At 70.3% G+C, this 19238-nt stretch carries 18 protein-coding genes; 6 read left to right on the forward strand and 12 right to left on the reverse strand.

What is annotated here, in order from left to right:
• Positions 1–104 precede the first annotated feature (104 nt).
• From C7456_RS05490 to grxD, 5 genes are all read right to left on the reverse strand, one after another.
• Complete coding sequence (locus tag C7456_RS05490; RefSeq protein ID WP_109722744.1) at positions 105–3416, reverse strand: TonB-dependent receptor; 3312 nt, start codon at positions 3414–3416, stop codon at positions 105–107.
• A gap of 293 nt (positions 3417–3709) precedes the next feature.
• On the reverse strand, positions 3710–5431 hold the full coding sequence (gene olsF / locus C7456_RS05495; RefSeq protein WP_109722745.1) for a bifunctional ornithine lipid synthase OlsF: 1722 nt from the start codon (positions 5429–5431) through the stop codon (positions 3710–3712).
• 80 nt (positions 5432–5511) lie between these two features.
• A complete protein-coding gene (locus C7456_RS05500) occupies positions 5512–6108 on the reverse strand; it encodes a YhgN family NAAT transporter (protein ID WP_109722803.1) in 597 nt (198 codons plus the stop codon).
• 50 nt (positions 6109–6158) lie between these two features.
• On the reverse strand, positions 6159–6926 hold the full coding sequence (locus tag C7456_RS05505; protein ID WP_109722746.1) for an SDR family NAD(P)-dependent oxidoreductase: 768 nt from the start codon (positions 6924–6926) through the stop codon (positions 6159–6161).
• Positions 6923–7249, reverse strand: coding sequence for a Grx4 family monothiol glutaredoxin (grxD, locus tag C7456_RS05510; RefSeq protein WP_109722747.1), 327 nt, complete (start codon positions 7247–7249; stop codon positions 6923–6925). Before grxD ends, C7456_RS05505 begins: the two co-directional genes overlap by 4 nt.
• 112 nt (positions 7250–7361) lie before the next feature.
• Between grxD and sodB the strand changes: the two genes are divergently transcribed.
• A complete protein-coding gene (gene sodB / locus C7456_RS05515) occupies positions 7362–7940 on the forward strand; it encodes a superoxide dismutase [Fe] (RefSeq protein WP_109722748.1) in 579 nt (192 codons plus the stop codon).
• A gap of 183 nt (positions 7941–8123) precedes the next feature.
• Here the strand turns inward: sodB and C7456_RS05520 are convergent, their stop codons facing one another.
• Both C7456_RS05520 and purE read right to left on the reverse strand, forming a co-directional pair.
• On the reverse strand, positions 8124–9281 hold the full coding sequence (locus C7456_RS05520; protein ID WP_109722749.1) for a 5-(carboxyamino)imidazole ribonucleotide synthase: 1158 nt from the start codon (positions 9279–9281) through the stop codon (positions 8124–8126).
• Positions 9278–9778 (reverse strand): 5-(carboxyamino)imidazole ribonucleotide mutase, encoded by a 501-nt coding sequence (gene purE, locus C7456_RS05525; protein WP_109722750.1) that lies wholly within the window; start codon positions 9776–9778, stop codon positions 9278–9280. The genes C7456_RS05520 and purE overlap by 4 nt, the downstream gene beginning before the upstream one ends.
• A gap of 66 nt (positions 9779–9844) precedes the next feature.
• Here purE and C7456_RS05530 point away from each other — a divergent pair, with 66 nt between their 5' ends.
• The 4 genes from C7456_RS05530 to C7456_RS05545 all read left to right on the forward strand — a co-directional run bounded on the left by C7456_RS05530 (position 9845) and on the right by C7456_RS05545 (position 13828).
• Positions 9845–10117 carry a Trm112 family protein gene (locus C7456_RS05530; protein WP_109722751.1) on the forward strand — a complete coding sequence of 91 codons (273 nt, stop codon included), beginning with the start codon at positions 9845–9847 and terminating at the stop codon, positions 10115–10117.
• A gap of 159 nt (positions 10118–10276) precedes the next feature.
• Positions 10277–12544: a DUF1631 domain-containing protein gene (locus C7456_RS05535; RefSeq protein WP_109722752.1), complete on the forward strand. Its 2268-nt coding sequence runs from the start codon at positions 10277–10279 to the stop codon at positions 12542–12544.
• Positions 12541–13392: a carboxylating nicotinate-nucleotide diphosphorylase gene (nadC, locus tag C7456_RS05540; protein WP_109722753.1), complete on the forward strand. Its 852-nt coding sequence runs from the start codon at positions 12541–12543 to the stop codon at positions 13390–13392. The genes C7456_RS05535 and nadC overlap by 4 nt, the downstream gene beginning before the upstream one ends.
• Positions 13393–13429: 37 nt before the next feature.
• A complete protein-coding gene (locus C7456_RS05545) occupies positions 13430–13828 on the forward strand; it encodes a DUF3301 domain-containing protein (protein ID WP_109722754.1) in 399 nt (132 codons plus the stop codon).
• A 130-nt stretch (positions 13829–13958) separates the two neighbouring features.
• Here C7456_RS05545 and C7456_RS05550 read toward each other — a convergent pair whose 3' ends face one another.
• From C7456_RS05550 to petA, 5 genes are all read right to left on the reverse strand, one after another.
• Positions 13959–14405 (reverse strand): ClpXP protease specificity-enhancing factor, encoded by a 447-nt coding sequence (locus tag C7456_RS05550; RefSeq protein WP_170120177.1) that lies wholly within the window; start codon positions 14403–14405, stop codon positions 13959–13961.
• Complete coding sequence (locus C7456_RS05555) at positions 14402–15028, reverse strand: glutathione S-transferase N-terminal domain-containing protein (protein WP_109722755.1); 627 nt, start codon at positions 15026–15028, stop codon at positions 14402–14404. Before C7456_RS05555 ends, C7456_RS05550 begins: the two co-directional genes overlap by 4 nt.
• 73 nt (positions 15029–15101) lie before the next feature.
• Entirely contained in the window at positions 15102–15830 is a 729-nt protein-coding gene (locus C7456_RS05560) for a cytochrome c1 (protein ID WP_109722756.1), read from the reverse strand.
• The gene (locus tag C7456_RS05565; RefSeq protein ID WP_109722757.1) at positions 15823–17124 is read right to left on the reverse strand and encodes a cytochrome b; all 1302 of its coding nucleotides are present in this window, start codon (positions 17122–17124) and stop codon (positions 15823–15825) included. Before C7456_RS05565 ends, C7456_RS05560 begins: the two co-directional genes overlap by 8 nt.
• Positions 17124–17729: a ubiquinol-cytochrome c reductase iron-sulfur subunit gene (petA, locus tag C7456_RS05570; RefSeq protein WP_109722758.1), complete on the reverse strand. Its 606-nt coding sequence runs from the start codon at positions 17727–17729 to the stop codon at positions 17124–17126. Before petA ends, C7456_RS05565 begins: the two co-directional genes overlap by 1 nt.
• A gap of 185 nt (positions 17730–17914) precedes the next feature.
• Here petA and C7456_RS05575 point away from each other — a divergent pair, with 185 nt between their 5' ends.
• Positions 17915–19105 (forward strand): S1C family serine protease, encoded by a 1191-nt coding sequence (locus C7456_RS05575; protein WP_109722759.1) that lies wholly within the window; start codon positions 17915–17917, stop codon positions 19103–19105.
• The last annotated feature ends 133 nt before the right edge of the window (positions 19106–19238 follow it).

The raw sequence follows: 19238 nt of genomic DNA on the forward strand, positions 1-19238 counted from the left end.
GCGGACCGCCTAGCTTCCCGCGCCGGCCGGGCGGGGTCAAGGCAACGAAAAAAAGCCGGCGCCCTTGCGGGCGCCGGCCAGAGCGGTCGAAGCCGGGTGGCGGTTTAGAACGTGTACTTCACCGTCAGCAGCACGGACCAGCGCTGCATCAGGTCGTCGTTGTTGTTGATGTACACCGGCACCGCCTGCGGGCTGTAGTTGCCCGCCTTGTTGATGTACGTGCTGCAGGACGTGGTCTTGCCGCCGCAGGTGATGTCGTAGATGTACTTGCCGGTCGCCGGATCGACGCCGTAGAAGTCGGCCAGCGCACGGCCGCCCGGGAACGTCTCGCGCTTCTCGATGCCCCACTTCTTGTTCAGCAGGTTCGTGAAGTTGTAGACGTCGAGCTTGATGACGCCCTTGTTGCCCTTGAAGATGCCCGGGATCTCCTGGCTGAAGCTCAGGTCGATCTGGTTGATCCAGCCCGCGCGGTCGCCGTTGCGGCCGGCGATCTCGCCCTGGCGGTCCTTCAGGTAGTCGTTGTGCTGGATGTAGTCGTAGAACTCCTGGATCAGCTTCGGATCGGTCCCGGGACGGAACTCCACCTCGCCCTGGCGCGGCACGTAGACCAGATCGTTGACGTAGCCGTCGCCGTTGGCGTCGTTGCCGAACGACCAGCTGTACGGCGCCGCGGAATGGCCGTCGTAGAAGATGCTGGCGCTGGTGGCGTAGTCGCCGAAGAAGCGGTGCTGCCAGGTCAGCGAGGCGATCACGCGCTTCGGAATCGAGTAGTTCGACGTGCTGGCGACGTTCTCGTTCGGGTTGGTGACGTAGTTGTAGCGCCAGTTGGAGAGCGCCACGCTGGACGTGCCCGGGTTGACCTCGGTCGAGCGGCTCCAGGTGAAGCCGACCATGCCGGACCAGTCGTCCGAGAACGGCTTCTTCAGCGAGAGCGCCAGGCTGTCCGCCTTGCCGCGGCTGGTGTTGGCCAGGTTGATGACGTCGTTGAAGGCCGGGTTGGCATTGACGCGCGTCACCTGCCCGGTGGCCTTGGGATTCGAATCCGGCAGCTTGTAGTAGCTATAACGGCCGTCCGGCAGCACGCCATTCGGAGCGCCCAGGTTCAGGTGCTGATACCAGATCGCGTCGCGCTGCTTGATGTGCTCGTAGTCGACCGTGGCGATCAGGCCCCACCACGGCAGCTCCTTGTCGAAGCCCAGGGTGAACTTCCAGGCGCTCGGCATGCGGAAGCCGGGCTCCACCGTGTTCACCGTCATCTTGCCCGCGCCGGCCACGCCGTCGTTCTGGTTGTGCGCGTCGGGGCTGAACGGCGTGTTCGCGCTGGAGCAGGACTTCGAGGTGGTGCCGCAGACATACTGCGTCTGCGTCACGCCCGAGTTGGAGAAGATGTTGCCGATCCACACGCCCGGCGGGTTGGCGATGAACAGGCCCGCGCCGCCGCGCAGCTGGGTCATGTGCTCGGTGTCGAAGTTGTAGTTGAACGACATGCGCGGCTGGACCACGCGGTTGCCGTTGATCGTGGTCTGGTTGCTGCGGCCATAGCCGCCCGTCGCCACGCCCTGCGCGTTGACGCCCGCCGGCAGCGCGAAGGTCGCGTTGTAGAGCGGCTTGTCGTCCATCAGCGGGATGTCGACGCGCACGCCGTACTGCACCGACAGGTTGTTGGTGACCTGCCAGGTATCCTGCAGGAACACGCCCCACTGGTTGATCTTGTAGTTCGCCGCCACGTCGCTCAGCGACAGGCCGTCGGCCGGACGGTAGTAGTAGTACTGGTAGTAGTAGCCGTTCAGGAAGTTCTGCAGGCCGGTGTTGCCGTTGCCGTCCTCGAAGGTGTAGCTGCCGAAGGCGTTCTGCAGGAACAGGTTGTAGTACTTGTCGCGCTCGAAGTCGAAGCCGCCCTTGATGGTGTGGTCGCCGGCGTAGTAGGTGCCAGCCCAGGCGAAGTTCAGCGTCTTCACCTTCAGCACGTTGGCCTGGCTGGAGTACTCGGTGCCGAACTCCACCGCCGGACCGCCGTACTGCTCGGGATACACGGTGATGTCGGGCATGTCCACGCCGTTGTACGGGCCGCGGTTCTGGTCGAAGTCGGCATACGAGACGGTGGTGTCGGTGGAGAAGCTGTCCGACCAGTCGTCGTAGAAGTGCAGCGCGTAGCTCTTGTTGTCCACGGCCGTCTTGTACCAGCCGCTGGACAGCACCAGCTTGGTGGTGCTGCCGGTGATGATCGGCTTGGTTTCCTTGGTCTCGCTGTAGGTGAAGCTGGCGCGGTGGTTGTCGGTGATGTTCCAGTCGATCTTGCCCAGGTAGCGCTTGTCCTCCAGGTTGGAGTTGCCGCCGCCCACCGAGCCGAGGTCCTGGGTGATGCCCACCGCCTTGGCCGCGTCGCGGATCTGCTGCACCTGCGCCGAGGTCAGGTCGGCGATCGGGCTGCCCGCGCCGGAATCCTCCGGGCCGTAGGGGCTGCCCGACCCCACCTGCACGCTCTTCTCCACCGCGGCGAAGAAGAACAGCTTGTCCTTGATGATCGGGCCGCCGACCGTGGCGCCGCCGGTCCACTGGCGGTCGAAGCCCTGGTACTTGGCGTCGCTCTGGTTCTTGCCGATCATGTTCTGGTTCTGGAACGCGTAGTACACGGAACCGTGGAAGTCGTTGGTGCCGCTCTTGGTCACCGCGTTCACGGTGGCGCCCAGGCCGCGGCGGGTCGCCACGTCGTAGTTGGCGGTCGAGATGTTGTATTCCTCGATCGTGTCCTGCGAGATCGGCGTGCCCAGGGTCGGCAGGCCGTTCGCGTTCAGGCCGAACGGGTCGTTCGCGCTGACCGAGTCGACGGTGATGTTGTTGTAGCGGCTGTTCTGGCCCACCGCCGAGATCTCGCCGCGCTCGCGGTCGGAGATCACCACGCGCGGGTCGAGGCGCACGATGTTCTGGATCGAGCGGCCCGGGGTCGGGGTCGACTCGATCTCGCGGCGCGACACGTTGGTGGCGATGCCCTTGTTGTCCGGGGTGAACACCTGCGACAACGCGTTGGCCGACACCGTGACGCCTTCCAGGCTCTTGGCCTCGGCCGCCGCCGCGCCCATGGTCAGGTTGACCGCGGTGTCCTGCGCCAGCTGCAGGTAGACGTTGTGCTGCTCGCTCTGCGTCAGGCCCGCCTTGGAGACGGTCACGTCGAACGGGCCGCCCACGCGCAGGCCCTGTGCCGCATAGCGGCCGTTGGCGTCGGTCGCGGTGACCTTGGTGGTGCCCGACGGCTCGTGCACGATCTGCACGGTGGCGCCGGCGACCGGCTGGCCGTTGGCGTCCAGGACGCGACCGCTGATCGAGGAAGAGGTGTCCTGGGCGATGGCGGGCGCCGCGACGGCCAACAATGACGCGATCGCAAACGGCAGGACCTTGGCGCGGATTCGGCTATTCATTCTGAGGTGCCCCCTTGGGCTCGCAACGATGAAAATGGCTAGCAAAAACAACGGCGTAGCCGCTTGGCGCAATCGAGCCAGGCGGCGATCGCAGATGGATTGTTTTCCCCGGTGGATCTTAGGTGTCCGCAACGTCTAGCGACGGGGCCACCCCGTCCGCCAAATAGTTGTTAAACGAACTTTAACGGTATTGTATGACACTTTTGTAACGCTGGCACGTCAAAACATTCATCCGAGTATTGCCGCACCGCAGCGAGCCTCCCAGGCGCTCCCTGGCGGCGCACCGCCCAGCCTCAGGCCGGCGCGGCCTTGCCCAGATAGCGCGCCCGCTTGGCCGGCCTGAGGCTGGCCAGGTCGAGCATGACCAGGCCGTCCACGCAGCCGGAAAAGCCGGGGTCCTCGCCGAAATCGAGGAACTGCACCCCCTCCGGCTCGACCAGGTCCACGTACTGCCGGTAGAGCACCGGCATGCTGACGCCCAGCGCGTCCAGGTGGTGCTTGAGCTTGCCGAGCCCGGCCGCCGGATCGAGGCCATCCAGCGCCTGCCGCACCAGCCCGACCACCGCCGGCGACACCACGAAGGGCTGGCGCGCCGCCGCCAGGCCCGGCGCGCCGAAATAGTGCTGGTGCGCCGCCGCGATCCACTCACGCGCCTCGCGCGGCAGGCTCACCGACATGCTCACCGGGCCGAACAGGTAGCGCAGTTCCGGATGCCGCTGCAGGTACAGGCCGATGCCCTGCCACAGCTGGTCCAGCGCGCGCGAGCGCCAGTACGCCGGCGCGATGAAGCTGCGCCCCAGCTCCAGGCCCTGGGTCAGGCGCGACTCCAGCGCGGGCGAATAGTTGAACAGGCTGGAGGTGTACAGCCCGGCCATGCCGCGCTCGGCGATGATCCGGCCGCCGTGGCCGAAGCGGTAGGCGCCGACGATGCGCAGCGCCTTCGGGTCCCACAGCACCAGATGCTCGTAATGCGGATCGTAGGCGTCCAGGTCGCGCCGCGCGCCCGTGCCCTCGCCCACCTTGCGGAAGGTCAGCTCGCGCAGGCGGCCGATCTCGCGCAGCACCGCGCCGTCCACCGGCCCCATGAAAAGGTAGGCCTGCTTGCCGTCGGCCAGGTCGGCCAGCTTCTCGCCCTGCGCCTGCAGCTCGGCGGCGACGCGGTCGGCCGGCTCGGGATGCGCCAGCGGCGCCTGGCCGCCGAAGATCAGCCCGCGGTGCCGGCCGACCCGGTAGACGTGCCGGCGCATCAGCGCCGCCGCGCGCACGGTGGAGCCGCCGCTGCGCTGCGCCAGCTCGTCCACGCCGATCAGCGGTCCCACGCTGAAGCCGATCCGCCGGGTTGCCGGCGAGGCGGCCTCGCGCGGCAGCATCGCCGTGCTGAGCGGCTTGGCCAGCATCGACAGGCCGTAGAACATGGCCGAATTGCGCGCGGCGATGTGCACCGGCAGCACCGGCGCCTTGCTGCGCAGCGCCAGCCGGGCGAAGCCGTCGGACCAGCGCCCGTCGCGCACGCCGCCCGGGCCCATGCGCGAGACCTCGCCGGCGGGGAAGACGATCACCGCCTCGCCGTTGTCCAGCGCGCGGAAGACGTCGCGCAGGCGCGAGGCCGCGCCCTTGCCGAACACGTCCACCGCCAGCAGCAGCCGCTTCAGCTGCGGGATGCCGGCCAGCCAGTCGTTGCCGAGGATGCGCACGTCGCTGCGCACCGAGCCGACCAGGTTCAGCAGGGCCAGCGCGTCCACCATGCCCAGCGGATGGTTGGCGACCACCAGCACCGCGCCTTCGGCCGGGATGTTCTCGCGCTCGCGCAGGTTGAGCTGGCAGCTGATGCCGAGCACGTCCAGCGCGCGCTCGACGAACTCGAAGCCCTCGAACTGGCTGACCTTGGCGAAGACCTCGTTGAAGCCCGCCTCGTCGGCCAGCTTGCCCAGCATGCCGGCCACCGGCCGGCGGATCCTGGGATGTTGCGCGAGCCAGGGCAGACGCTCGGTTAGGGTCCGTTCGACGCTGAGCATGACCGTCGCTCCTCAAGTTTCGCCCATGCTGGAGGGCAAGTATGACAGCCGGGTGATGCGCCGGGGACGCCTGCGGCGTTTCAAACCTCCATGTGCAGGAAGGCCGCCACGCCGCCCATGAACATCTGCACCGACAGCGCGATCAGCAGCATGCCCATCACCCGCTCCAGCGCGGTCAGCACGCTCTCGCCCAGCCAGCGGAACAGGTAGGTGGAGCTGAGCAGGATCACCGAGGTGGCCAGCCAGGCCAGCAGCAGCGCCGTGGCCCAGTCGGCGGTGCGGCCGGGCTGGGTGTTGGTGAGCAGCAGCAGCGCGGCCATCGCCGACGGGCCGGCCACGCCGGGGATCGCCATCGGCACGATGAACGGCTCGCCCTCGCCCGCCTTGCCGAAGATGCCTCCCTCGGCCGGCGGGAACACCATGCGGATGCCGATCAGGAACAGCACGATGCCGCCGGCGATGCTGATCGACTCCTGCCTGAGCTGCAGCAGCCGCAGGATGTGCTGGCCGCCGACCAGGAAGCCCATCAGCACGGCCAGCGCGATCAGGAGCTCGCGCACCAGCACCACGCGCCGGCGCTTGGGCGGCACGTCCTTGAGCAGGCTGAGGAACAGCGGCACGTTGCCCAGCGGGTCCATGATGAGGAACAGCAGGATGCCCGCCGAGAGCGTGGTCATCTGGGTTTCCATCCGTCCCCCCGTCGGTCGTGGCGAAGGCCCATGCGGCGTCAGGCCGGGCGCAGGTCGAGCGCGGCGCCGCGCGCCGCGGCGCCGTCCGGGCCGAGCAGGTAAACCGCCGCCTGCGCCGCCGCGTCCGGCAGCGGCTGGCGCTGGGTGTCCTCGCCGAAATAGGCCTCGCGCCGCAGCGTGGTGCGCATCGGCCCGGGCAGCAGCGCGTGCGCGCGCAGCGGGCCGCGCTCGGTCTCCTGGTGCAGGATCTCCACGTAGCGCTCCAGCGCCGCCTTGGACACGCCGTAGCCGCCCCAGTGCGCGCGGTTGACCAGTTCCGGATCGTCCAGCACGGCGACCACCGCGCTGTCCGGCGCCCGGGTCAGCAGCGGCAGGCAGGCCTGGGTGAGCGCGAACGGCGCGGACACGTTGACGTGCAGCGCGCGCAGCCAGGCGTCCGGCTTGTGCACCGCCAGCGGGGTCAGGCCGCCGAAGCTCGCCGCCGCGTGCACGATGCCGTCCAGCCGGCCCAGGTCGCGCTCGATGCCGTCGGCCAGCGCCTCGTAGTCGCGCGGGGTGGCCGCTTCCAGGTCGAGCGGGTGGATCACCGGCTCGGGCAGGCCCTCGGCCAGCATGGCGTCGTAGAGCTGCTCCAGCTGCCGCTTGCGGCGGCCGCTGATCACCACGGTGGCGCCCGCGCGCGCGGCGGCGCGCGCCGTCGCGGCGCCGAGGCCGCCGTAGGCGCCGGTGACCAGCACCACGCGGGCGGCCAGGGTGTCGGCGGCAGGCGTCCATCCCTGCGGCAGGCGGACCCGCGGCAGCGTCATGCCTGCGCCGCCCCGGCCACGTCGGCCGCCATGCGCGCCAGCTCGCCGGAGGCCTTGAGGTCCTCCACGATGTCGCAGCCGCCGATCAGCTCGCCGTGGATGAACAGCTGCGGGAAGGTCGGCCAGTTGGCGAAATGCGGCAGCGCGGCGCGCACTTCCGGGTCGGCCAGCACGTTCACCGCGTGGAACGTCGCGCCCGCGTCCTTCAGCGCCTGCGCCGCGCGCGCGGAGAAGCCGCACATCGGAAACTGCGGCGTGCCCTTCATGAAGAGCACGATGGGGTGCCCGGCGAGCACCGCCTTGATTCGCTCGTTGACGTCCATAACTCGGAATTGACCACTACAATGCGGAACGGTCAGTAGTGTATCAGCCGAACCGCGGCCGCCCGGCCGCGCGGCATGGTTTTCCTCCCAGCCAAACGCCCAGGAGTGACTCATGGCGATCGAACTTCCCCCGCTGCCCTACGAAAAGAACGCGCTCGAACCGCACATCTCCGCCGAGACGCTGGAATACCACTACGGCAAGCACCACCAGGCCTACGTCACCAACCTCAACAACCTGATCAAGGGCACCGAGTTCGAGGGCGCGGCGCTGGAGGACATCATCAGGAAGTCCTCCGGCGGCGTGTTCAACAACGCCGCGCAGGTCTGGAACCACACCTTCTACTGGCACTCGCTGAGCCCGAACGGCGGCGGCGCGCCGGGCGGCAAGCTGGCCGACGCCATCACCAAGGCGTTCGGCTCGGTCGACAAGTTCAAGGAAGAGTTCAGCAAGTCCGCGGTGGGCAACTTCGGCTCCGGCTGGACCTGGCTGGTGCAGCGGCCGGACGGCTCGCTCGGCATCGTCAACACCTCCAACGCGGCCACGCCGATCACCGGCAGCGACAAGCCGCTGCTGACCTGCGACGTGTGGGAGCACGCCTACTACATCGACTACCGCAACGCCCGCCCGAAGTACATCGAGGCGTTCTGGAACCTGGTCAACTGGGACTTCGCGGCGAAGAACCTGGCCTGAGCCGGCCTGGTGCGGAAACGAAAAGCCCCGGAGCGATCCGGGGGTCTTTTCATGGGGCCGCGTGGGCCTGGATGCTCGTGCCATCGATCCTTTGAATGCCAAGTGCCATCGCGGCCGCAGGCCGCTCCCGCAGGATCGCGGCAAGCCTTTGGGAGCGGCCCGCGGCCGCGATGGCCATGCGATTCAGCGGCCGAGCAACGCCAGCGCCGGCGCCGCCTGCGCCCCGCGTCCCAGCGCCGCGGCCAGCGTGCCGGCCCGCGCCGCCAGCGCCGCGGCATCGCCCGCGCACACCGTGGCATGCCCCACCTTGCGGCCGGCGCGCGCCTGCTTGCCGTAGTCGTGCCAGTGCGCGTCGACGGTCCGCAGCACCGGCGCCGCGTCCGGCAGCGCACCGATCCAGTTGAACATCAGCGACAGGCCGCGCGCGGCGGTGTCGCCCAGCGGCAGGCCCAGCACGCTGCGCACGTGGTTCTCGAACTGGCTGGTCACCGCGCCCTCGATGCTCCAGTGGCCGGAGTTGTGCACGCGCGGCGCCATCTCGTTGCCGAGCAGCACGCCGTCCCTCACGAACAGCTCCAGCGCGAACACGCCCACGTAGTCCAGCCGCTCGGCCAGCGTGCGCGCCAGCTCGGTGGCGCGCGCCTGCAGTTCGCCCACGTCCGGCGCCGGCGCCAGGCTCAGGCTGAGCACGCCGTCGCTGTGCCAGTTGCGGGTCAGCGGCCAGGTGCGGAAGTCGCCGTCGCGGCCGCGCACGGCCAGCACCGACAGCTCGCGCTCGAACGGCACGAAGGCTTCCAGGATCAGCCCGTGCTGGCGCGCCGGGGCGCCCAGCTCGGCCCAGGCGGCGTCGGCGTCGGCCGCGCTGCGCAGGCGGAACTGGCCCTTGCCGTCGTAGCCCAGCCGGCGCGTCTTGAGGATCGCCGGCGCGCCGACCTCGGCCAGCGCGCGGTCGAGGTCCTCGCGCGTGTCCACCGCCACGAAGGCGGGCGTGTCCAGGCCGCATGCGCGGAACAGGGTCTTCTCGGCCAGCCGGTCCTGCGCCACCGCCAGCGCGCGCGGGTTGGGGAACACCGCCACCCGCTCGGCCAGCCGCTGCGCGGTCTCGGCCGGCACGTTCTCGAAATCGAAGGTGACCACGTCCACTTCCGCGGCGAAGCGCTCCAGCGCGGCGTAGTCGGTCCAGTCGGCCTGGAGCAGCGGCGCCACCTGGCCGGCGCAGGCGTCGGCGGCGCTGTCCACCACCAGCGTCTTCACGCCCAGCGGCGCGGCGGCCAGCGCCAGCATGCGCGCCAGCTGGCCGCCGCCGAGGATGCCCAGCACGGGTTGGCGCCGGGTGCTCACGCGCGCGGGTCCGGCTGGTCGAGGACGGCCCGGGTCTGCCTCGCGCGGTAGGCGTCCAGCGCGGCGGCGATGGCCGGGTCGTGCAGCGCCAGCACCGCGGCGGCGAGCAGGCCCGCGTTCACGGCGCCGGCGCGGCCGATCGCCAGCGCGCCGACCGGGACGCCGGCCGGCATCTGCGCGATCGAGAGCAGCGAGTCCATGCCGTTGAGCGCCTTGGACTGCACCGGCACGCCGAACACCGGCAGCCGGGTCTTGGCCGCCAGCATGCCCGGCAGGTGCGCCGCGCCGCCGGCGCCGGCGACGATCACCTGGATGCCGCGCCCGGGCGCCTGCTCGGCGTACTCGAACAGCAGGTCGGGCGTGCGGTGCGCGGACACCACCCGCACCTCGTGCGGCACGCCCAGTTCGGCGAGCACGCCGGCGGCGTGCTCCATGGTCTCCCAGTCGGAACGGGAACCCATCACCACGCCCACGCGCGGATCGGCTGCTGAAGTCATGGTCCGGCCATCCCAAAAGGGCTATTGTACGGGCTTCCCCCCGCCGGCACGACCACTTCCGGAACCATGGACAAGCGCCTGCTCGACATCCTCTGCTGCCCGGTGAGCAAGACCCCGGTGCGCCTGCTCGGCAAGAACGAGCTGGACGCGCTCAACGCCGCCATCGACCGTGGCCAGGTCGCCACCGTCGCCGGCGCCACGGTGGAGCGCCGCCTGGCCGAGGGACTGATCACGGTGGACGGCAAGGTGATCTACCGGATCGACGACGGCATCCCGGTGATGCTGCCCGAGGAAGGCATCGGCACCCTGCAGCTGGACGATTTCCCGCGCGCCGCCTGATCCCGGCGGCAAGCGCCCGCCGCGCAAGCCTTTTCCGCCGCCGCCCGGCGCCCGCCGCGGCCCGCCCGCGCATGACAGGAAAGCCGGATTTGGCTATCGTCTGCACTGGACGGCCCGCGCGGCCATTGCGAGCAGACGGCACACTTCAGGGGTGTGGCTATGAAAGAAGCCAGTGAGCCTTCCAAGGTGGTCAGCCTGAGCCAGCGCCTGGATCCCTCCAGCCAGCGCGGCGGGGAGCTGCTGAACGCCGTCCGCGGCATCGCCGGCCGCCGCCTGCAGCAGCTGCTCGACGGCATGTTCGAGCACGTCGACGACGCCCTGTTCGACCTGGCCGAGAAGGCGGAGAACAACGCCGCGCAGATGCACTACTTCGACGGCATGCGCGAGGTGCGCAAGCGCCGCCCGGCGGTCGAGCGCAGCTATCTCGCGCAGGTCTCGCGCGAGCTGGGCGACATCGCCGCCAGCCAGCGCCCGGCGGCCGCCGAGCCCGCCCCGCTGGGCAACATCGAGCTCACCCTGGTGGCGGACAACGAGCTGGAGGAATCGCTTGCCATCACCAGCATGATCAGCAAGAACGAGAGCCGGCTGGCGCGCGACCTGTTCGCGGTGAACCAGCGGCTGTCGGTGATCTGCGGCGGCCTGAAGATCGACGAGGGCAACAACCCGATCGCCCCGGCCGCACTGTCGCAGGCCTTCCGCCAGGCGATGCGCGAGCTCAGCGCCGACATGCGCGTGAAGCTGATCATCTACAAGCTGTTCGACCGCTACGTGCTGTCGGGCCTGGAGGAGCTCTACCAGGAGATCAACGCCGAGCTGATCCGCGCCGGCGTGCTGCCGCAGCTGCGCCACGGCATCGCCCGCGGCGGCCAGCCCGCGCGGCCGGGCGCGGCCGCCGCCGCGGCGGCCCTGGGCGAGCAGGCCGCCGCCGGCGCCGACGACGCGGAGATGGCCGAGAACCTGCTGCAGACCCTGCGCCAGCTGTTCAGCGCGCGCCGCGGCCAGGCGCACGGCGCCGCCGCGATGGCCGACGGCAACGCCGGCGCGGCGATGCAGGCGCCCACCGTCAACGAACTGCTGGGCGCGCTGAGCGTGCTGCAGAGCCAGCTCGCCAGCGGCCCGGCGTTCCCCGCCGGCGCCGTCGACACGGCCGCCCTCGGCCAGGAAGTGGCCGAGCTCAAGGACCACCTGCTCAGCCAGCTCGGCGCCCTGCGCGGCGAGCGCCCCAGCCAGGTCGCCAGCATCGACGAGGACACCATCGACCTGGTCGGCATGCTGTTCGAGTTCATCCTCGAGGACGACAACCTGCCCGCGCCGATGCAGGCGATGCTGGCGCGCCTGCAGATCCCCTACCTCAAGGCCGCGATCCTCGACCGCCGCCTGTTCGCCAACCGCCAGCACCCGGCGCGCCGCCTGCTCGACGGGCTGGCCGAGCTGGCCAAGGGCTGGTCGGCCGAGTCCGACCGCGACCACCGCGTGCACGACAAGGTCAAGGCGATCGTCGAGCAGCTGCTGCACGAGTTCGACGACGACATGGGCATCTTCGAGCGCCTGTGCGGCGAGCTGCAGGAGTTCCAGGAGCTGATCCGCAAGCGCGCCGAGCTGGCCGAGCAGCGCGTGGCCGAATCCACCCGCGGCCGCGAGCGGCTGGAGCAGGCGCGGCGCCGCGCGGCACGCGAGATCCTCGACCGCATCGGCGAGCAGACCCTGCCGCCGCTGATCCACGGCGTGCTGGCGCGCGCCTGGGCCAACTACCTGGTGCTGACCATCCTGCGCCAGGGCGAGGATTCCAGCGAGTTCGCCGACGCCCTGCGCTTCGTCAACGACTTCATCGCCAGCACGCGCCCCGCGCGCGACCCGGAGAGCCAGCGCCAGCTCAGGCAGCTGCTGCCGGGCATCGAGCGCGCGCTGCGCCGCGGCCTGGCCAGCGTGGCCTTCCAGGAAAGCGACATCGAGCGCCTGCTCGGCCAGCTGCACGCCTACTACCGCCAGCAGCTGGGCGAGGCCGTGGAGGAGGCGGCGCCGGAAGAGCCCGCGCCGCTGCCGATCCCCGAAAGCATCCAGCCGATCGTCGAGCAGGAGGCGCCGGCCCTGCGCGCCGAGCGCGAGGCGCCGGTGGTGCCGCCGCCCGACCTCCCGGAGCTGGAGCAGGTGCTGGCGCTCAAGCCGGGCACCTGGCTGGAGTTCTGCCCCACCGGCGAGGCGGTGGAGCGCGCCAAGCTGTCGTGGATCAGCCCGATGAGCGGACGCTACCTGTTCGTCAACCGCCGCGGCCTCAAGGTGGCCGACTACGCGCCGCACGAGCTGGCCGCCGCGCTGGCCGCCGGCAGCGCGCGCATCCTGGCCTCCGAGCCGCTGTTCGACCGGGCGATGGACGCGATCGTCGGCCGGCTCAGCCAGGGCCTGCCGCCCGCGCCGCCGGCCGCATGAGCGGCGGACCCGAGCTGCCACCGGCCGAGGTCATCCAGGCCGACGTGGCGCGCGCCTTCGCGGAGGACCTCGGCGCCGGCGACGCCACCGCCGGGCTGCTGCCGGAGGACGCCCGCGCCGAGGCCACGCTGACCTGCCGCGAGGACGCCGTGCTGGCCGGCACGGCCTGGTTCGACGCCTGCTTCCACGCGCTCGACCCCGCCGTCGGGATCGACTGGAACGCCCGCGACGGCGAGCGCGTCGCCGCCGGCAGCGCGATCTGCCGCCTGCGCGGCCGCGCCCGCGCGCTGGTCAGCGCCGAGCGCTCGGCGCTGAACTTCCTGCAGCTGCTCTCCGGCACCGCCACCGTCACCGCCGCCTACGTGGCCGCGGTGGCGGGCACCGGCGTGCGCCTGCTCGACACCCGCAAGACCGTGCCGGGCCTGCGCCTGGCGCAGAAGTACGCCGTGCGCTGCGGCGGCGGCCACAACCACCGCATCGGCCTGTACGACGCCTTCCTGGTGAAGGAGAACCACATCGCCGCGGCCGGCGGCATCGCCCCGGCGGTGGCCGCCGCGCGGCGCCTGCATCCGGAGCTGCTGCTGGAGGTGGAGGTGGAGGACCTCGACGAGCTGCAGCAGGCGCTCGACGCCGGCGTGGACCGCATCATGCTGGACAACTTCGGCCTGCCGCTGCTGCGCGAGGCGGTGGCGCGGGTCGCCGGCCGGGTGCCGCTGGAGGTCTCCGGCAACGTCGGCCTGGACGGCATCGGCGAGCTGGCGCGCACCGGGGTGGACTTCATCTCGGTCGGCGCGCTGACCAAGCACGTGCGCGCGATCGACCTTTCGCTGCGCCTGCGGCTCGCCTGAGCTTGTTAGCACCGGCCGCCGACCGCACACTGTGCGCATGGGCCAATGGACCGATCTGTCGCTGTTGCTGGCGCTGGGGGCGGTGATCGCCCCCTGGCTGGGGCTGAGCCGCGCGCGCGAGCGCGCGACCGAGGAAGTGCGCCGGCAATGCGTGCGCCACGGGCTGCAGCTGCTGGACGAGACCGTCGGCCTGCGCGCGGTGCGCCTGCGCCGCCTCGGCGGGCGGCTGCGGCTGGAGCGCTGCTACGGCTTCGAGGTGAGCATCGACGGCGACGACCGCGAGTCCGGCCAGCTGTGGATGGCCGGCCGCGGCATGAGCGGCCTCAGCCTGCCCACGGTGCACCTGGAGACCCTGGACGACCGGCCCGCCGGCCACGGCCTGCCGGACAACGTCGTCCCGCTGCGTCCCCGTTCGGGCCAGCGCAGCCTGCACTGAAAGGTTCCCCGCGGCGATTCCCCGCTGCCGTCCGCCCGGAGGCGGGACAGCCAGTCGCGCGCCGGCCCCGACAAGCCGCTGGCGGGGGCGGCGTCGGCGGCCGCATGCGAATCCGGCCAGGCCGGCGGGGCTACTTCACGATGCGCAGGTGCGGCGTGCCGCGGCGCGGCTTGTCGCCGCCGTCGCCGGAAGCCGCGGGCGGCGTGCCGTCGGTGGGCGGCGGCGGGCTGGACGGCGGCGTGCCGTCGTCCTCGGCCGGGAACATCATCCCCTGCCCGTTCTCCTGCGCGTACAGCGCCAGCACGGCGCGCACCGGGATGCGGATGTTGTGGCTCACCCCGGAGAAGCGCGCCTGGAAGCTGATCCACTCGTTGCCGAGGTCGAGGTTGGCGACCGCGCGCATCGCCAGGTTCAGCACCACCTGGCCGTTGCGCACCGCCTGCGGCGGCACCTGCACGCCCTCGACGCCGGCGTCCACCAGCAGGTAGGGCGTGAGGTTGTTGTCGCTGATCCAGTCGTAGATCGCCCGCAGCAGGTACGGGCGATTGGGGGTCATCGCGGGCGCGTCCTGGCTCATCCCGGACGCATGGCCTTTTCTTCGGGGGTGAGGCTGCGCGCGTAGCCCTGGCTGTGGAACAGCCGCTCGCCGTAGTCGACGATCGGCTTGCCCTCGCGGCCCAGGTCCACGCCCAGCCACGGCAGCCGCCAGACCACCGGCGCCACCAGGCAGTCGGTGAGGCTCATCTCCGGGTTGAGGAAGAACTTGGCCGCCTTGAACAGCGGCAGCGAGGACAGCAGCTGCTCGCGCAGGCGCCTGCGCGCCGCGTCGGCCGGCCGGCCGCCGGCGCGGATGGTGTCGACCTCCGGCAGCCAGTCGCGCTCGATGCGCACCGCGGCCAGGCGCAGGCGCGCGCGGGACAGCGGGTCGATCGGCATCAGCGGCGGATGCGGATAGCGCTCGTCGAGGTATTCGCACACCACCGAGGTGTCGTACAGGGTGAGGTCGCGGTCGACCAGGGTCGGCGTGGTGCCGTAGGGGTTGAGGTCGACCAGGTCCTCGGGCGGCTTGCCCGGCTCCACGATCACCCGCTCGTAGCTGACGCCCTTGGCCGCCAGCACCAGCCGCACGCGGTGGCACTGGATGTCGTCGGCCGTGGTGTAGAGGGTAAGTACGGTACGCGAACGCGCGCTTTGGACCATGCAAGGTCTCCCCATCGACTGACCGGACGCGGCGGTTTCCTCGGCCGCCGCGTCACCGGACTGGCCGGATGCCTCAGTGGACGTCCTTCCAGTATTCCTTCTTCAGCATGTAGGCCAGCAGGGTGAAGCCGGCGAGGAACAGCAGCACCCAGATGCCGTACTTCTGGCGCTGCAGCGCCGCCGGCTCGGAGGCGTATTCCAGGAAGCTGGTCAGGTCGCGCGCGGCCTGGTGGTACTGCTCCGGCGTGAGCTTGCCGGGCCGGGACAGCTCCAGCTTCTCCACCTCCTCGCTGCCGGGCTTCTTCACCGCGGTCTGCACGCCCTGCAGCTCCCACAGCGGGAACGGCATCGAGGCGTTGGGGAACACGGTGTTGTTCCAGCCCACCGGGCGGCTCGGGTCGAGGTAGAACGAATTGAGGTAGGCGTAGACCCAGTCGGCGGTCTTGGCGCGCACTTCCAGCGACAGGTCCGGCGGTGCCTTGCCGAAGAACTTCTGCGCGTCGGCCTCGGGCATGTGCGACACCACCGTCTCGCCGAACTTGGCGCCGGTGAAGTTGAGGTTGTCCATCACCTCCTGCTCGCTCAGGCCCAGGTCCTCGGCGATGCGCGAGTAGCGCACGTACTTCAGCGAGTGGCAGCCCACGCAGTAGTTGAAGAACAGCTTGGCGCCGCGCTGCAGCGAGGCCTGGTCGCGCACGCCGGAGCCGGAGGGCGGCAGGCCGCCCTCTTCCGCCTGCGCGGACACGCTGCCGACGACCAGACCGAGCGCCAGCGCAATCGAGAAAATGAACCGCTTAGTCATGCGTCGTCACCCGTTCCGGAACCGGCTTGGTCTTCTCCCAGCCGAGGCGTGTGTAGAACCAGAGGAACACGAAGTAGCCGAAGTAGATCAGCGTCATCAGGCGGCCGAAGGCGTTCTCCCAGAAGGTCACGTCGACGTCGCCGAACCATTCGGGGATCACCTCGGCGGTGACGCCGGCGCCCACCGCGCCGAGCAGGACGAAGGCCAGCACGAACAGGCCCAGCGCCACCTTGAAGCCGGTGCCGCGGTAGCGGATCGACTTCACCTTGCCGGCGTCGATCCACGGCAGCGCGAACAGCAGGGCGATCGCGCCGAACATGCCCAGCACGCCCCAGATCGCCGTGCTGAAGAACGACGGGATCATGCGCAGGATCGCGTAGAACGGCGTGAAGTACCACACCGGCTTGATGTGCGACGGCGTGACCAGGTTGTTGGCCGGGATGAAGTTGTCGTGCTCGAGGAACCAGCCGCCGAAGGTCGGCGCGAAGAAGATGATGAAGGCGGCGATCAGCAGGAAGAAGCCCACGCCGACCAGGTCCTTCACCGTGTAGTACGGGTGGAACGGGATGCCGTCGGCCGGCTTCAGGGCGTCCCAGCGGTTGCCCTTCGGGCCCTTCTTGATCTCCACGCCGTCGGGGTTGTTCGAGCCCACCTCGTGCAGCGCGGCCAGGTGCAGCACCACCAGCAGCAGCAGCACCAGCGGCAGCGCGATCACGTGCAGCGCGAAGAAGCGGTTGAGCGTGGCGTCGGCCGGCAGGTAGTCGCCCATGATCCACTCGACCAGGGTGCTGCCGATCACCGGGATGGTGCCGAACAGCGAGATGATCACCTTGGCGCCCCAGAACGACATGTTGCCCCACGGCAGCACGTAGCCCATGAAGGCCTCGGCCATCAGCACCAGGAAGATCAGCATGCCGAGGATCCACACCAGCTCGCGCGGCTTCTTGTACGAGCCGTACATCAGGCCGCGGAACATGTGCAGGAACACCACCACGAAGAACAGCGAGGCGCCGGTGGAGTGCATGTAGCGGATCAGCCAGCCCCACTCCACGTCGCGCATGATGTACTCGACCGAGCCGAAGGCTTCCGCCGCGCTGGTCTTGTAGTTCATGGTGAGGAAGATGCCGGTCACGATCTGGTTGACCAGGACCAGCAGCGCCAGCGAGCCGAAGTAGTACCAAAGATTGAAGTTCTTCGGCGCGTAGTACTCGGTCATGTGCTTGCGGTAGGTCGGCGCCAGGTTCGGCGCGCGCTCGTTGACCCACTCGCCGATGCGGGTGAATACGTTGGCCATCAGCCCGCCTCCTTCGGATCCACGCCGACCTGGATGGTCTTGTCGTCCACGAAGTGGTACGGCGGGACCAGCAGGTTCTTCGGTGCCGGCACGCCGGCGTACACGCGGCCGGCCATGTCGTAGCGCGACTTGTGGCAGGGGCAGTAGAAGCCGCCCTTCCACTCCGGGTCGAACGGCTCGGGCTTCATCACCGGCACGAAGTCGGGCACGCAGCCCAGGTGGGTGCACAGGCCCACCAGCACGAGCCACTCGGGCTTGATCGAGCGGTACTCGTTCTGCGCGTACTTCGGCTGCTGGTCGGCGGAGCTGCCCTCGGACTTGGCGTCGACCAGGCGGTTGTCCTGGCTCGGCAGCGCGTCGAGCTGCTCCTTGGTGCGGTTGACCACGAACACCGGCAGGCCGCGCCACGGGTAGGTGACCTTCTGACCCGGCTCGATCTTGCTGATGTCGACGGTGACCGGAGCGCCAGCGGCCTTGGCGCGCGCGCTGGGTTCCCACGACTTTATGAAGGGCACGGCCGCCGCGACTACCCCCACGCCACCGACCACGGCCGTGGTCGCTGTGAGGAATCGGCGGCGGCCATGATCGACGACTTCGTTCGCCATCAGGCTCTCCGGTACTTGCAATGCCATTGAGATGCGGGTTTTCGGGTCCCGCAAAAATCGCGTTAGTGTAGCGTCAGGGCCTGCCCCGTACAATCAAACCCACAGGGGAGAACCGCGGCGCGCATGCCGGCCGCCGCCACCCCGCGCCGATCCTCCAAAGCTCCGGGCCACCGACCACCGCCTCCATGAAAGACGCCGCCGGGATTCTCGCTTTCGTCGCCCGATTCGTCGTCGTCGGGCTGGCGGCGGCCTTCGTGATCGGCCTGGTGTGGCCGGGCAGCGGCGAGCGCCTGCGCCAACGGCTCGGGCTGGGCGCCGGCGCACCCCCGTCCGCGCCGGCCGCCACCGCGGCCGCGCCGCAGATGGGCACCGGCCCGGTGTCCTACGCCGACGCCGTGGCCAAGGCGGCGCCGTCGGTGGTCAACATCTACGCCAACCGCATGGTCACCGAGCAGGCCGTGCGGATGTTCGCCGACCCGCTGCTGCAGCGGCTGCTGGGCGGCGTGCCGGCCGGCCCGGCCTACCGCCGCCCGCGCCAGGTGCTGGGCTCGGGCGTGATCGTGAGCAAGGAAGGCTACGTGCTCACCAACAACCACGTGATCGCCAACGCCGACGACATCCAGGTGCTGCTCTACGACGGCCGCGTCGCCCGCGCCACCCTGGTCGGCGCCGACGAGGAGACCGACCTGGCGGTGCTGAAGATCGACGCCGGCAACCTGCCGGTGATCCGCATGGCCGCGCCCGACTCGGTGCGCGCCGGCGACGTGGCGCTGGCCATCGGCAACCCGCTCGGCCTCAACCAGACGGTGACCATGGGCATCGTCAGCGCGATCGGCCGCCAGCTGAGCAGCAGCAGCCCGGAGGACTTCATCCAGACCGACGCGGCGATCAACCTGGGCAATTCCGGCGGCGCGCTGGTCAACGCGCACGGCGACCTGATCGGCATCAACACGCTGCTGATCGGCAAGGCCGCCAACGCCGAGGGCATCGGCTTCGCCATCCCCGCCGGCAGCGCCAAGAAGGTGCTCGATCAGATCATCGCCACCGGACACGTGGTCCGCGGCTGGCTGGGCGCCGAGTACGGCTTCGTGCCGGTGGCCGCCGACAGCGGCCTGCCCGCCGCCGCACGCGGCGCGCAGATCGGCGACGTCTATCCCGGCGGGCCGGCGGCGCAGGCCGGCCTGCAGCCGCACGACATCCTGCTGCGCGTGGGCGGCCACGACGTGCTCAATCCGACCGACCTGCGCCGGCTGGAAGCCGACCTCGGGCCCGGCAGCAAGGTCGAGGTGTCGGGCCTGCGCAACGGCGCGCCGTTCCACGCCGAGGTCACGATCGCGCAGCGGCCGCCGCTGCAGCAGCCCGCGGCGGACCAGTAGGGGCCGCTCCGTTCTTTCGCCGGCCGGCGGCGCGTCGTCCCGCGGGTCCAGCGGGCAGCAAACAGCAGGTTTTGCAGGACCGCTTTCTTCCTGCCCGGTCTTCGTCGCGCCGGAAGCCCTGGCTACCTTGGAG

This window comes from Fulvimonas soli (assembly GCF_003148905.1).
Classification (GTDB): domain Bacteria; phylum Pseudomonadota; class Gammaproteobacteria; order Xanthomonadales; family Rhodanobacteraceae; genus Fulvimonas; species Fulvimonas soli.